We start from the raw sequence: 14,350 nt of genomic DNA on the forward strand, positions 1-14,350 counted from the left end.
ATGTCCAAAACCCAACGCACGCGCGAGATTTGCTCCCTGGCCCCGATTGTTCCGGTTCTGGTCGTGGACGATGCCGCCACAGCGCGCTCGCTGGCCGAAGCACTTGTCGCTGGCGGCCTTCCGGCGCTTGAGGTCACATTGCGCACTCCGGCGGCTCTGGACGCAATCCGGGCCATGGCCGACGTGCCGGGCGGTGTCGTTGGGGCCGGAACACTGGTCACGCCCGACGATGTCCGCGCCGCGAAAGAAGCGGGCGCGCAATTCGGTGTTTCACCCGGCGCGACCGACGCATTGATTGCTGCCTGTGAGGCGGAAGGCCTGCCCCTGCTGCCCGGCGCAGCCACCGCCAGTGAGGCGATGGCGCTGCTGGAACGGGGCTATGACATGCTGAAATTCTTCCCTGCCGAAGCCTCGGGCGGCGCGCCCGCATTGAAAGCGATCGGAGCACCTCTGCCCCAGATCAAATTCTGCCCCACAGGCGGAGTTTCCCCGGCAAATGCGCGCGATTACCTCTCCCTGTCCAACGTGGTCTGCGCCGGTGGCAGCTGGGTCGCGCCGAAACAGATGGTGCAGGATGGCGACTGGGCAGGCATTGAAACTCTTGCGCGCGAGGCGTCCCGCCTGACGGATTGACGCCGCCCAAAGCAACGCTAGGGTAAGGATCAATTCATACAGGTTGATCCCATGACAAACCAAATCTCCCTTGCGCAGGGGCGCGGGTATCTGGCGATTCCGGGTCCGTCCGTCATACCCGACGCGGTTCTGCAGGCGATGCACCGACCGTCGCCCAATATCTACGAAGGCGCGCTGATCGAGATGATGCCCGCGTTGACCCGCGACCTGCGTCGCGTGGCCCGCACGGATCACAATGTCGCCATCTACATCTCCAACGGCCACGGCACGTGGGAGGCGGCGCTGTCCAACGTGATCGCACCGGGTGAAACGGTGCTGGCCCCGGCTTCGGGCCGGTTCACCCATGGCTGGGCCGAGATGGCCGATGGGATCGGCGCCAAGGTCCAACTGCTGGATTTCGGCACCGCGTCGCCGTGGGATTTCGACCAGATATCCGAGGCCCTGCGCGCGGATACCGCCCACCAGATCAAAGCGGTGCTTGCGGTGCATGTCGATACCTCAAGTTCGGTCCGCAACGATATTCCAACCCTTCGCGCGCTGCTGGACAATCTGGATCATCCGGCGCTTCTGATGGCCGATTGCATCGCCTCGCTGGGCTGCGACCGGTTCGAGATGGATGCCTGGGGCGTCGATGTCATGGTGACCGCCTGCCAAAAGGGGCTGATGACCCCGGCAGGCGTTGGTTTTGTCTTCTTCAACGACAAGGCACAGGCGAAACGTGCAACCATGCCCCGCGTCTCGCAATACTGGGACTGGGTGCCGCGCGCCAATCCCGATCTGTTCTACCAGTATTTCAACGGCACCGCGCCCACCCACCACTTATATGGTTTGCGCGCCGCGCTGGACATGATCCATGCGGAAGGGATCGAGCATGTCTGGGCCCGCCACGAACGTCTGGCACAAGCCGTTTGGGCCGCCTGCGAGATCTGGTCCCAGGGCGATGCCCTGCACATCAACATCGCCGACCGCCAGCACCGCAGCCACGCGGTGACCGCGCTACGCCTGACCGATGGACGCGGAACATCACTTCGCAGATACACCGAGACCCAATTGGGCCTGACACTGGGGATCGGGCTTGGAATGGCGGATGAAGACGGCTGTTTCCGCCTTGGCCATATGGGCCATGTAAACGGGCAGATGATCATGGGGATGCTGGGTGGCGTCGAATCCGGCCTTGCTGCGCTGAACATTCCCCGCGGCTCAGGCGCGCTCGATGCTGCAGCTGCCGTTCTTGCGGGGTAACCCCTCAACAGGATCCGCTGCTTCATCTGGCCAAAAATATCTTCGGGGGGAAATCGCGCAATGCGCGATTGGGGGGCAGACAGCCCCCCCTGCGCCGATCACATCCCGCGCGCCGCGTTCAGCGCTTTGGGCAACGCGACCGCAAATGCATCCAGATCAGCATCCGTCCCGCAACTGACCCGGATACAGCGATTTTGCGGGGCAACAAAAGGCATCCGCACAAAGATTCCCTGCGCGACTAACGACTCCAATACTGCCTTGGCAAAGACACCATCCCGACCGCAGTCAATCGCCACGAAATTGGTGGCCGAGGGCAAGGGCACCAACCCATTGTCCCGCGCAATCTGGTTGATCCGATCCCGAGCCGCGTCGATCAAACCCTGAACCTGCGCCAACCAGGCCCCATCCGCCAACGCGGCCAGCGCCCCGGCCTGTGCCGCGCGGTTCATCCCGAAATGATTGCGCAGCTTGTTGAAGGCCAATATCAGTTCAGACGCACCAATCGCATAGCCGACCCGTGCTCCGGCCATCCCGTAGACCTTGGAAAACGTGCGCATTCGGATCACGCGCGGGTCTTCTGCCGATACCGGCGCTGCCGTACCTTCGGGCGCGCATTCGACATAGGCTTCGTCCAGCACCAGCAGGCAGCCCTTGGGCAGTGCCTCCATCGCGGTCACGATATCCTCCCCGCTGTGCCAACTGCCCATCGGGTTGTCCGGATTGGCAAGATAAACCAGCTTGGCCCCAACCTCGGTGGCCTTGGCAAACAGGGCCGACAGGTCTTCGTGGTCTGCGGCATAGGGCACCTTGTGCAAAACGCCCCCATAGCCCGCGACGTGATAGTTGAACGTCGGATAGGCCCCATCCGAGGTCACAACCGCGTCGCCCGGACCTACAAGCAAACGCACGAGATAGCCCAGCAGCCCATCGATGCCTTCACCAACCACGATATTCTCGGCTGACACAGCATGATGGTCGGCCAGAGCAACGCGCAGATCGTGGTTTTCCGGATCTCCATACATCCAGATCTCGGTCGCTGCCTGTCGCATCGCCTCAATTGCGCGCGGCGAAGGGCCGAACACGCTTTCATTTGCGCCCAGCCGGGCGGTGAAGGGCGCGCCGCGCTGACGCTCCTGTGTTTCGGGACCGACAAAGGGCACGGTGGCAGGCAGGGATTGCGCAAGGGATGTGTATCGTGGTCCGGTCATACGTGCAGATAAACGCAAGTCGCGCGGCTCGACAAGGCTCAGCCAAGGCCGGCCTTTGCCCTGACGTCGCAGTGGAACTCGGCCCGCCTTTCGGGGCATGCTGACAAAAACCAGAGTTGGGAGGCCCTGCATGGCGCGCGTATCCGTCAAATACAAAGACCACATTGCCCACGTAACGCTGACACGCGGCGACAAGATGAATGCGCTGGATGACGCGATGTTCAAGGCGATTGTGTCGGCCGGGCAGGACGTCGCGGCCTCGGACGCCCGCGCCGTTGTGCTGTCGGGTGAAGGCAAAAGCTTTTGCGCCGGGCTGGACATGGCCAGCATGGCGGGGCTGGCGCAGGCCGATCCGAACGAGATGCTGATGCCGCGCACGCATGAGGACGCCAACCCCTTGCAAGAGGTCGCGATGATCTGGCGGCGCGTGCCGGTGCCGGTGGTCTGCGCCATTCAGGGCGTGGCCTATGGCGGCGGGCTGCAAATCGCGCTGGGCGCGGATATCCGCATCGCCCACCCCGAGGCCAAGCTGGCCCTGATGGAGATGAAATGGGGCATCATCCCGGATATGGGCGGCATGGTTCTGCTGCCGAATCTTGTGCGCTCGGATGTGCTGCGCCTGCTGACCTACACCGCGCGCCCCATCGGCGCGGCACAGGCCGCCGAGTGGGGGCTGGTCACAAAACTCTCGGACGATCCGCTGACCGAGGCGCAGGCACTGGCCGAAGACATCGCGGGCAAAAGCCCCTCGGCCATCCGTGCGGCGAAACGGCTGATTGATGTGGCCGAGACCCGGCCCCGCGCCGACGTGCTGCTTGAGGAGTCCGCCGCGCAGGTGGAACTGATCGGCAAGCCGGATCAGATGGAGGTCGTGATGGCCCAGATGCAGGGCCGCAAGCCCGAGTTCAAATAGTCACCGCATGAAGGCCCGTCGCGCATCGCGGGCCATGTTGTATCGCATCTCAAGTTCGGCGATGCGGGCCATGGCGGCCTTGCGGGCCTCGGGGTCGGTCAGCGCGGCATAATCCTTGCGGGCGGCGTCCAGATTTTTCCGGATCTCGAATTCTTCGGGCAGCACACCGGCCTGCGCCATGATCCGGTGCCCGGCGGCAATGGCGGGATCGCCTTGCGCCTCGGCAGACCGGTCGGGCAGGGGTTTGCCTTCGCCCTCAAGCCCCTGCAACTGGCCTTCGGCCTGCGCCTTTTTGATCTGGCGTTCGATCAGTTTTCCCAGCGGTCCAAACACGTCTTCACTGTACCTCAATCTTGGTCCCGGCAGCTAGCGGATTCGGTTTGTCGCCAGATAGGCAATGCCGCCCGCCAGCAGTCCCCAGACCGCGGCACCCAACCCAAAAACGGTAATCCCCGAAGCGGTGATGGCAAAGGTAAGGATGGCCGCTTCACGTTCGGCAGGCACTTCGAGCGCGGCAAAGGTTGCGTTCGCCATTACGCCGATCAGCGCAACTCCGGTCAGGGTTCCCATCAACAGCGGGTCGGCATGGGCGGCAAATCCGGTGATCGCCACCGCAAAGACGCCAAACAGGCAGTAGAACACCCCCGCCATGACCGCCGACCAATAGCGCTGGTCCCGGTCCGGGTGGCTGTCCTCGTTCGAGCACATCGCAGCGGTGATTGCGGCAAGACAGGTGGCGGGCGCTCCGAACGGGGCCGACAGGAAGCTGGCCCCTCCGACCGCCGGGAACAGCTTGCCCGCATCCGGCGTGTAGCCAAAGCTGCGCATCACCGCGATGCCGGGGATATTCTGCGTGGCCATGGTGACGATGAACAGCGGGATGCCGATCCCGACAGCGGACGCGACCGAGAATGTGGGCATGGTCCAGACCGGCGCGGCCACCAGATGCTCGGGGCGGACCGGGCTGCCTCCGGCGTTCAGGACAACGACGATGGCCGCCGCGACCACGGCGGCGGGGACGGCGAACAGCCGGTTGAAACGGCCCGCAATGAACCAGGTCAGGATCACCGGCAGGGCCTGCCACGGCAGATCGACCGCCGCTTTGAAGGGAATGATGCACAGGGGCAGCAGCACTCCGCCCAGCATGGCCTGCGCCAGTGTCGTCGGTATCGCCGCGGCCAGCCGCCCCAATGGCCGCCAGAGCCCGGCCAGAACGGTCAGGGCTCCGGCGCACAGAAACGCGCCGACGGCCCCCGAAAAGCCAGCAGCAGGTGTGGCCGAGACCGCAAGCAGGGCTGCACCGGGCGTGGACCATGCCACGCTGATTGGCTGCTTGTGCCAAAGGCTGAGGATGATGGCCGCCAGCCCCATCGCAATCGCCGCCATCATCAGGCCGGATGCGGATTCAGCGCCCGAGGCGCCCATCGCCGCAAGGCCCTGTAACACAATCGGAAAAGAGCTGAAGAACCCGACCACCGCCACCACGAGGCCGGTCGAGATTGTCTGCACGGGGGGAAGGGGGTGCGCCATTGCTGCCTCGGGGTTGTTTGAGCAAATTGCTAACAATCGCGGGCCATGATCAGCAAGGGGAAAGCCGTGCCGCCCATAAAAAACCCCGCCGGGTGAGAGGCGGGGTTCGGGATTTGAGTATTTGCGAAAAGATGAAGATCAGGCGATTTCGGCCAGACGGGCGAGCGCCTCGTTCAGTTTCGCCTCTTCCTCTTCACGGGCGGCGAGGTTGGCTTTGGCTTCTGCCACCACCTCTTCCGGGGCCGAAGCCACGAATTTGGGGTTGTTCAGACGCCCGCGCAGGCCACCCAGTTCCTTGGCCAGCTTGCCTTTGGCTTTTTCCAGCCGTTCCTTTTCCGCGCCGATGTCGATGATGTCGGCCAGCGGCAGGCCGAAAGACGCGCCGGGGGCGGCGATTGAGATCGTGCCTTTGGGCAGTTCATCCGCTTTGGTCAGGCTGTCGATCCGCGCAAGGCGTTTGATCAGCGTCTCGTTGCGGTCCCATGCTGATTGGCCGTTTGCATCGATTTCCGTCACCAGCATCGGCACATAGAGGCCCGCCGGAACCCGCATCTGCGCACGGGCCGAGCGGGTGTTTTCGATCACCGAGATCACCCAGTTCATCTCACGATCCGCGTCCGCGTCGATCAGGTCAGCGGCGGCGTAGCTCGGCCAGTCGGCGTGAACGATCATTTTCGCGCGGTCGCCGGTCAGACCCCAGAGTTCCTCGGTGATGAAGGGCATGATCGGGTGCAGCAGGACCATGCACTGATCCAGAACCCAGCGCATGGTGGCGCGGGTCTCGGCCTGCGCCTCGGCGTCATCGCCTTGCAGCAGGGGTTTGGACAGTTCCACATACCAGTCGCAGACCTTGCCCCAGACAAAGGCGTAGAGCCCGTTGGCGGCGTCGTTGAAGCGGTAGCTTTCCAGCGCGGCGTCGACCTCCTCGCGCACGCGGGCGGTTTCGCCGATGATCCAGCGGTTCACGGCAGCTTTGGGTTTCAGGTCGGCGACGTCCAGTTGCGGCACGGCGTCGGTGAAGACCTCGTTCATCTCGGCAAAGCGGACGGCGTTCCAGAGCTTGGTGCCGAAGTTGCGATAGCCGGTGATGCGCTCTTTGGACAGCTTTAACACGCCGCCAATCGCCGCCATCGAGGCATTGGTAAAGCGCAGCGCGTCGGCGCCGAATTCGTCCACGATCTCCAGCGGGTCGATGACGTTGCCGGTGGTTTTGGACATCTTCTTGCCCTTCTCGTCGCGGACGAGCTGGTGCAGGTAGACGGTGTGGAACGGAATCTCGTTCACCACGGCCAGTTGCATCATCATCATCCGGGCGACCCAGAAGAACAGGATGTCGAAGCCGGTGATCAGAACATCCGTGGGGAAGTAGCGCTGCATATCCTCGGTCTGCTCGGGCCAGCCCAGCGTGCCAATGGGCCAGAGGCCGGAGGAGAACCATGTGTCGAGGACGTCGGGGTCGCGATAAATCGCAATCGTGTTGTTCTCATCGCCCTCGAAACAGTTCTTTCCAAATGCATCGTTCCAATCGGTTGCAGCGATAACGCTTTCTGCCGCATCTCCATAGTATGCGCGCGCTTTCTCTAGAGCCTCCTCTTCCGTTGCTCCACAAAACTGCGCGGTGAAATCCGCAACATTTGTTGTTTGTTGCCATTTCTCTTTTTCTGGACCGAACCAAACCGGAATCTGATGCCCCCACCACAGTTGGCGCGAGATGCACCAGGGCTCGATGTTTTCCAGCCAGTGGTAATAGGTCTTCTCGCCCGACTCGGGGATGATCTTGACCGTGCCGTCCTTGACCGCATCCAGCGCGGGGCCGACGACCTTTTCGGCATCGACGAACCACTGGTCGGTGAACATCGGCTCGATCACAACTTTCGAGCGGTCGCCGAAGGGCTGCATGATCGGTTTGCTCTCGACCAGCGGGACCAGCTCTGCCGGGTCGTCATCCTCGCCCAGCTTGGTGCCCAGAACCGGGTTGTCGGCGCGGGTCAGCACGGCCAGACCGTCATTGGTGATCTCTTCGACAACTTTTGCGCGCGCCTCGAAGCGATCCAGCCCGCGCAGGTGGTCGGGGACCAGGTTGATTGCGTCGATCTCGTTCTCTGTGAACGCGCGCCCACGTGCGTATTCCTGCGCCTTGTCGGCCTCTTCGGCGTAGGGCGCGCCATCGGCTCGCATCGCGCCTTTGGTGTCCATCAGGCGGTACATCGGGATGCCGCCGCGCTTGGCGACCATGTTGTCGTTGAAGTCATGCGCACCGGTGATCTTTACCGCGCCCGAGCCGAAATCGGGATCGGGATAATCATCGGTGATGATTGGAATCTGACGGCGATGCTCTTTCGGGCCAACCGGGATTTCGCAGAGTTTCCCGACGATTGGCGCATACCGTTCATCTGACGGATGAACCGCAACCGCGCCGTCGCCTAGCATGGTCTCGGGTCGGGTCGTGGCGATCGAGATGTAATCGCGTTCTTGTTCGAGGATGACGTTCCCGTCCTCGTCCTTCTCGACATAGGTATAGGTTTCACCGCCCGCCAGCGGGTATTTGAAGTGCCACATGTGGCCCGCAACTTCGATATTCTCGACCTCAAGGTCCGAGATTGCGGTCTCGAAATGCGGGTCCCAGTTGACCAACCGCTTGCCGCGATAGATCAGGCCCTTTTCGTACATATCGACGAAAACCTTGATGACCGCGTCGTGAAAATTCGGAGAATTTTCGTGCCCCGTGCGCGGGTCGCGCGGCGCGCCCGCCATGGTGAAGGCGTTGCGCGACCAGTCGCAGCTTGATCCCAGGCGCTTCAGCTGCTCGATGATCGTGCCGCCATATTCGCCTTTCCATTCCCAGACCTTGTCCAGAAACGCCTCACGCCCCAGTTCACGCCGGCTGGGCTGCTGCTCGGCGGCCAGCTTCTTTTCCACCTGCATCTGCGTGGCGATGCCTGCGTGGTCCTGACCGGGCTGCCACAGCGTGTCGAAACCGCGCATCCGGTGCCAGCGGATCAGGATGTCCTGCAGCGTGTTGTTGAACGCGTGACCCACGTGCAAAGCACCCGTCACGTTGGGCGGCGGGATCATGATGGTAAAGCTTTCGTCGCGCGATTTGTTCGCGCCTGCCTTGAAGGCTCCGGCCTGTTCCCAGGCCTTGTAAATGCGGGCCTCGGCCTCGGCCGCGTTGAATGTCTTTTCCATCGCCATGGGGTGCGTCCTGCGTCGTCAATCCTTGATCAGCGCCTGCAATAGCGAATGGAGGCAGGAAGGGGAAGGGCCTGCGGGCCTAGGTCATGCCAAAGCGGGCTTTGAAATAGGCATCGACGCGTTGATAGGCCGGTTCGTGGAAGTCGAGGGTCAGAAGCGAGTGGTCCTTGCCCGGATATTCCTTGGTTTCCAAAAGATCGCCAAAGGCCCGTTCCAACGCGTCCATCAGTTTTTTCGGGGCCAGCTTGTCGCCTTCGTATCGCATTGCCAATCCGGGGCCTTTCGCCGTCATACCGGCCGAGGCTGCGGCGATGTCCTGCGCGCTCATATGCAGGTGCTTGCCGCCAAAAATGGGCAGGGCGGGCTGGCTGGCCACACCGCCCACCACGGCATCTTCGGCCATCAGCGTCAGGGCGAAGCTGCCGGTCAGGCACATGCCGATGACACCGACGCCCGCGCTGTTTTCGCGCTGCTTGATCTCTTGCGTCAGGGCGCGCATCCATCCGGCGATGGGGCTTTGCTTGCCTCTGGCGAAGATGTTGAACTCTTTTCGCACGCAAAACAGCCGGGCGGCGTTCTTGGCCATTTCAATCTTGCCATAGGTGCCGAACAAATGCGGCAGGTAAACGCGGAACCCTGATGCGTTCAGCTTGGTTGCCAGATCCAGCGTTTCAGGCCCGATGCCAGGCAATTCCTGCAAGATCAGGATCGGAGGGCCGTTGCCGCCGACGTAAACATCGTGCGTCGTGTTCTGCCCACCGATCAGCGGGGCTGTGAATGGGAAAACGGTGTCATGTGTCCAAGCCATAGCTTGCATGCTACCTGATTTCTGTAACGCGGCAACATTTGGGCGCACGGGTACCGAAAGTTGCTGCTTTGGCGTGGGTCCGGAACGTGAGGCGCGTCACAGACCATGCGCTAACAATGTGCTACAAATTGTAACTCAGATAGCAATACCGCGAGCAGATCGGCTGCCCAAAAGCTCATATCTGGGGTAGCTGCGACGCTCAGGTGAAGGCTTTGGTCTGATATGTTGTGTTGTTTGTATTTTGTTAATGGTTTCAGTGTCATGAAGATCACAGCGCGTTTGAAGTCTCTGGTTTGGGATGCTGTCGATCCGGCGGTGAGATGGGCCATGATCCTTGGTGCCAATCGGCAACGGCTCACGCCTTCGTTCATGGCCTGTGCCTTGCCCCAGGCGTTTGGGATACCCATGATCAGGTTTACCCCGGCGGTTGTGTTGGCGATACCTGTATCTTCGGGATCGGCGGCAGAGATCGGGGCAGCTTGGCAGGCGCACCGGTCGCTTGGAAGATACGGCCGGAGACGTGCCCAAGGCGTACAGGGTGCAGCGGGCTGAAATGTCCGCCACACCCCAAAACGAATAGGAAGTGCTGAAAGATGAATTTGTCGCGGTTGAGTAGGAGGGTTCTTGGATGGCTCGGACGGCCATTGCGATCCGAGCATTCCGCCGAGACGCCGCATCGCGAGCCGATCAGCCATGTCATCATTCTTGACGGAACCATGTCGACGCTGGAGCCGGGGTTTGAGACCCACGCCGGTCACACCTACCGTCTGTGCCGCGAGGCCGGAAGTCAGGTCTCGGTCTTCTACGAATCTGGTGTTCAGTGGGAAAACTGGAAGTCTTCGCTGGACGTGATGATGGGGCGCGGCATCAACCGGCAGATCCGCCGGGCGTATGGGTATCTGGCGTCTCGGTACAAGCCGGGCGACCGGATCTATTTCATCGGCTATTCGCGGGGGGCTTATGGGGTGCGCAGCCTGGCCGGGGTGATCGACATGATCGGGTTGCTCAAGGCCGAACACGCAACCGAGCGCAATATCAAGCAGGCCTACCGTCATTACGAGTGCAACCCCAGCGGCGCCGCGGCGCGGGATTTTCGACAGCAGTTTTGCCATGACGAGATCGCTATCGAGATGATCGGCGTGTGGGACACGGTGAAAGCACTGGGTCTACGCCTGCCGCTGCTGTGGCGCTGGGCCGAGGATCGGCATGCCTTTCACAACCATCATCTGGGTCGCGCCACCCGGCACGGCTATCACGCCATGGCGCTGGATGAGACCCGCGAAGTCTTTGAGCCCGTCTTGTGGAAATGCACGCCCGACTTTCAAGGCCATGTCGAGCAGGTCTGGTTTCGCGGCAGCCACGGCGATGTGGGCGGCCAGTTGAACGGGTTTGAGCAGGCGCGACCGCTTAGCAATATCTCTCTGATCTGGATGCTGGATAAGGCCGAGATGCACGGTCTGCCGCTGCCCGAAGGGTGGCGCGACCGGTTCCCCACAAATGCCCACGCGCCGTCTGTTGGCACGTGGCGCGGGTGGGGCAAGATTTTCCTGCTGCGCAAGCATCGAAAAGTGGGGAAGGATCGGTCGGAACGGCTGCATGTCTCGGTCGCGCCGGATGAGTTGCCGCGTTGGGTGCCGATGCCGGATTTCCCGTCACATCCGGCGCAGTAACCTTCGGCTTAATCGAACAGTACCGAGGGGTGTTGGGACCGAAACGCTTCGAACGCCGCCTGAATGTCCTGTTCAAGGTTCCGCGTCAAAGAAAGATCGGGCAGAGAGTTCATCGGAAAGAACGCCACGTCGCTAGTCTCAGGTCCCGGTTTCGGTGTGGCCGCACCCGCCTCATCACACAGAAAGAACAGCTTGTAGAAATCCCGAATGTCTGCCGGGTACGGGTGCCGTGCCTTGTGCCGAAGCGCATAAAGGTGCTGTGCACGAACGCGCAATCCGGCCTCTTCCCAAACTTCACGCGCGATGTTTTCCGCCGGAGAGCTTCCGATATCCGCAAATCCGCCCGGCATCGCCCATTTGCCGTCACTGCGCTCGCGCACCAGCAGGATGTGGCCGTCGCGGATTACGGCCCCTCGAATGTCGATGCTGGGCGTGGCGTAGCCGCCCGCATGTTCGGATACCAAACCGTCGAGTTCCGACAGAGGGATGCGCCCCAGATCGGCCAGCATGGCGCGGGCCATGTCGGAAATCTCGTCATAGCGTTCGCGGTCGAACGGGTCTTTGGTGAAATGCTGGCCGGTTTCGGCCAGAGCCAGCAGTCTTTTTGCCCGGGTGAGCCAGGTATCCTCCATCGCGGTCGGATCCTGGCGCATCGGATTTAGCGGCGACGGTCCCGGCGCGAGCTCATGGGCTGGAATGCCACGCCCACATGCGCCTCGCAATAGGGTTTGCCAGCCTCAACGGGCAGGCCGCAGAACCAGAAATCATCGGTCGCGGGGTCGCCGACGGGCCATTTGCAGGTCTTCTCGGTCAACTCCATCAGCGTCAGCTTCTTGGCCTTCTTCTCAACCTCGTTGACCTTGGCCAGCGCCTCGGGGCTGATTTCGTTGGCCGAGGGCTGCGGCGGCAATGGCTGACCGGCAGGGATGATCTGACGGCGGGCCGGTACCGCTGGTTTGGCTTCTGCCGCCGGGGCAGGGGCCGGGCGCGCCGGTTCGGTTTTGGGCGCAGGCTTGGGCTTGGCCTCGGCCTTGGGTGCGGGTGCCGGTTTTTCCTTGGGTTCGGATTTCGCCGGGCTGGCACCGGTTGCCCGGTTCGACAGGCCCAGACGATGCACCTTGCCGATCACCGCGTTGCGCGTCACACCGCCCAGTTCCTTGGCGATCTGACTGGCCGACTGGCCCTCGCCCCACATCTTTTTCAGCAGTTCTACGCGCTCGTCGGTCCAGGACATGGGTTGCCTTTCAAAAAACGGGAAAGCGGCCCCGGATTCGGGCCGCCTTGGGAATTCGTGTCAGCCCCCTATTCTAATCACTGCGCCCCGAGTTACAAGCAGTCTTCGAATCGGATTGAGGTCAGATGATGCAGAGCCCCGCAGAGCAGAGTGAACCACGGTTTGGTCCGGTCAACTGGATGGGTCTTTATACGCTGGCGCAACGCGAAACGCTGCGCTTTCTGGCGGTCTGGACACAAACCTTGCTGGCGCCCTTGGTGACCGCCGGTCTGTTTCTGCTGATCTTCAACATCGCCATCGGCCCCAGCCGGTCGGACGTCATGGGTGTGCCGTTTCTGACCTTTCTGGCCCCGGGCATCATGATGATGACGGTGATCCAGAATGCCTTTGCCAATACGTCCTCGTCGATGGTGATCTCGAAGGTACAGGGTAATATCGTCGACACTCTGATGCCGCCGCTCTCTCCTTTGGAGATCCTTCTGGGCTATCTGGCAGGCGGTATCGCGCGCGGCGTGCTGATCGCCTGTGTCGTTGCGGCTGCGCTGGCTTTGGTGTTGGGTATCGTGCCGCAACACCCGCTGGTCGCGTTGATCTTTGTCATCATGGGCGGCGCATTCATGGGGGCCCTGGGGCTTTTGGCCGGGATATTCGCCAACAAGTTCGACCAGATGGCGGCGATCACAAACTTCATCGTCACCCCGCTGGCGTTCTTGTCGGGCACGTTCTACTCGGTCGAGGCGCTGCCGCCGCTTCTGAACCGGATCAGCCATATAAACCCGGTGTTCTATCTGATCGACGGATTGCGATACGGCATGATCGGTGTCTCGGACAGCGCACCTGTTTTGGGGTTTGCGGTGTGTGGGCTGGCCACGTTGATCGTCTGTTGCGCCACCTGGCAGATGCTGCGCACCGGTTACCGGCTCAAGGCTTGACGCTGCCGCGTTTCACGCCAGACCAGGATCAGTGCCCCGGTCAGGATGACCGAGGATCCGATGACACTGACGACATCGGGGATCACGTCGAAGATCGCGAAATCGTAAAGCGCAGCAAAGATCAGTGTTGCATAGCTGATTGGGGCGACAAATGACGCATCCGCCCGCGCCATTCCATTGACGAAACACGCCTGCGCGCAGGCCATCAACCCTCCGATACCAGCCAGCGCGGCCCATTGGGCAGGGGTTGGAGGCTGCCACACGGCGATCACGGCGACCGTTGCAATGGCCAGACCCATCGAATTGTTCACAAGCAGGATCTGAATCGGAATTTCCCGGCCCGCCAGCTTTTTGATGAAAATCAGCTCCATCCCGATCACCGCTGCCGCCGTCAGCGCCAACAACGCAGCAGGCTGAAAGCTTGCAGGCGTCGGCCGCAGCAGAATAAGCGCCCCGGTCAGGGCCACCGCAGCGGCCAGCCAGCGCCACGGCCCAACACCTTCCTTCAACAGCGGGATGGCCAACACCATCGCAAAGACGGGGTTGAGGAAAGAGATCGCGGTGGCATCCGCTATTGGGATGTAAGCGACCGAAGCAAACATCAGCGTGATCCCCAACCAGCCAAAACTGGTGCGACCAATGTGCAAGCCCCAATGCGGCCGCCGAAGCCTGGGGCGTAGCGCGGCGACGGCGCTGATGATCACCAGAAACGCGAACAGAAACCGCCCATGGCTGATTTGCATCGGGTGCAAGGGCGGGCCCAAAGTGTCAGTGCCCAACGCCTTGGCCAACAGCGTCGTGGCGGCGATCAGGGCGCTTGCGACAAAGATCAGCAAAGCCGCAAGCGGCGGGTTCTGGGGTGTGGGTGTCATGTCCAAGCGGTGCGTTACATCCGGGGAAATGGCAAGTGGGAAATCCCGCGCCTTATGCCTTCCGGGTATCAGCGCAGATTCGGGGTTTTCAGATCCGACACATCCCGCTATAC

The 14,350-nt window shown here is 61.9% G+C and carries 13 protein-coding genes; 5 read left to right on the plus strand and 8 right to left on the minus strand.

The genetic code is table 11. The annotated features are described in order from the left end of the window. Positions 1-633, plus strand: coding sequence for a bifunctional 4-hydroxy-2-oxoglutarate aldolase/2-dehydro-3-deoxy-phosphogluconate aldolase (locus tag ACR0MO_RS13620; protein WP_480891743.1), 633 nt, complete (start codon positions 1-3; stop codon positions 631-633). Positions 634-684: 51 nt separating this feature from the next. After that, on the plus strand, positions 685-1,875 hold the full coding sequence (locus ACR0MO_RS13625) for an aminotransferase class V-fold PLP-dependent enzyme (protein ID WP_170454180.1): 1,191 nt from the start codon (positions 685-687) through the stop codon (positions 1,873-1,875). A gap of 98 nt (positions 1,876-1,973) precedes the next feature. Here the strand turns inward: ACR0MO_RS13625 and ACR0MO_RS13630 are convergent, their stop codons facing one another. Further along, positions 1,974-3,083 carry a pyridoxal phosphate-dependent aminotransferase gene (locus ACR0MO_RS13630; RefSeq protein ID WP_480891745.1) on the minus strand — a complete coding sequence of 370 codons (1,110 nt, stop codon included), beginning with the start codon at positions 3,081-3,083 and terminating at the stop codon, positions 1,974-1,976. Positions 3,084-3,213: 130 nt separating this feature from the next. Here ACR0MO_RS13630 and ACR0MO_RS13635 point away from each other — a divergent pair, with 130 nt between their 5' ends. After that, positions 3,214-3,996 carry a crotonase/enoyl-CoA hydratase family protein gene (locus ACR0MO_RS13635; protein WP_480891747.1) on the plus strand — a complete coding sequence of 261 codons (783 nt, stop codon included), beginning with the start codon at positions 3,214-3,216 and terminating at the stop codon, positions 3,994-3,996. On the opposite strand, the gene ACR0MO_RS13640 is transcribed toward ACR0MO_RS13635, so the two are convergent. From ACR0MO_RS13640 to ACR0MO_RS13655, 4 genes are all read right to left on the minus strand, one after another. Further along, on the minus strand, positions 3,997-4,347 hold the full coding sequence (locus tag ACR0MO_RS13640; protein ID WP_480874272.1) for a DnaJ family domain-containing protein: 351 nt from the start codon (positions 4,345-4,347) through the stop codon (positions 3,997-3,999). 15 nt (positions 4,348-4,362) lie between these two features. After that, positions 4,363-5,526 (minus strand): benzoate/H(+) symporter BenE family transporter, encoded by a 1,164-nt coding sequence (locus ACR0MO_RS13645; protein WP_170454174.1) that lies wholly within the window; start codon positions 5,524-5,526, stop codon positions 4,363-4,365. A 138-nt stretch (positions 5,527-5,664) separates the two neighbouring features. Further along, entirely contained in the window at positions 5,665-8,721 is a 3,057-nt protein-coding gene (locus tag ACR0MO_RS13650; protein ID WP_480891750.1) for a valine--tRNA ligase, read from the minus strand. A 79-nt stretch (positions 8,722-8,800) separates the two neighbouring features. Further along, positions 8,801-9,529 carry a dienelactone hydrolase family protein gene (locus ACR0MO_RS13655; RefSeq protein WP_480891753.1) on the minus strand — a complete coding sequence of 243 codons (729 nt, stop codon included), beginning with the start codon at positions 9,527-9,529 and terminating at the stop codon, positions 8,801-8,803. Positions 9,530-10,122: 593 nt separating this feature from the next. Here ACR0MO_RS13655 and ACR0MO_RS13660 point away from each other — a divergent pair. After that, the gene (locus tag ACR0MO_RS13660) at positions 10,123-11,199 is read left to right on the plus strand and encodes a T6SS phospholipase effector Tle1-like catalytic domain-containing protein (protein ID WP_170454161.1); all 1,077 of its coding nucleotides are present in this window, start codon (positions 10,123-10,125) and stop codon (positions 11,197-11,199) included. Positions 11,200-11,207: 8 nt separating this feature from the next. On the opposite strand, the gene ACR0MO_RS13665 is transcribed toward ACR0MO_RS13660, so the two are convergent. Further along, positions 11,208-11,831 carry an NUDIX hydrolase gene (locus ACR0MO_RS13665; protein WP_480891756.1) on the minus strand — a complete coding sequence of 208 codons (624 nt, stop codon included), beginning with the start codon at positions 11,829-11,831 and terminating at the stop codon, positions 11,208-11,210. Positions 11,832-11,857: 26 nt separating this feature from the next. Further along, on the minus strand, positions 11,858-12,433 hold the full coding sequence (locus tag ACR0MO_RS13670; RefSeq protein WP_170454159.1) for a GcrA family cell cycle regulator: 576 nt from the start codon (positions 12,431-12,433) through the stop codon (positions 11,858-11,860). A 128-nt stretch (positions 12,434-12,561) separates the two neighbouring features. Here ACR0MO_RS13670 and ACR0MO_RS13675 point away from each other — a divergent pair, with 128 nt between their 5' ends. Continuing rightward, positions 12,562-13,365 (plus strand): ABC transporter permease, encoded by an 804-nt coding sequence (locus tag ACR0MO_RS13675; protein ID WP_480891891.1) that lies wholly within the window; start codon positions 12,562-12,564, stop codon positions 13,363-13,365. On the opposite strand, the gene ACR0MO_RS13680 is transcribed toward ACR0MO_RS13675, so the two are convergent. Continuing rightward, the gene (locus ACR0MO_RS13680) at positions 13,347-14,237 is read right to left on the minus strand and encodes a DMT family transporter (RefSeq protein ID WP_480891758.1); all 891 of its coding nucleotides are present in this window, start codon (positions 14,235-14,237) and stop codon (positions 13,347-13,349) included. The two genes, ACR0MO_RS13675 and ACR0MO_RS13680, sit on opposite strands and share 19 nt — an antisense overlap. Positions 14,238-14,350: the final 113 nt, after the last annotated feature.

The organism is Ruegeria sp. K5, assembly GCF_056531805.1.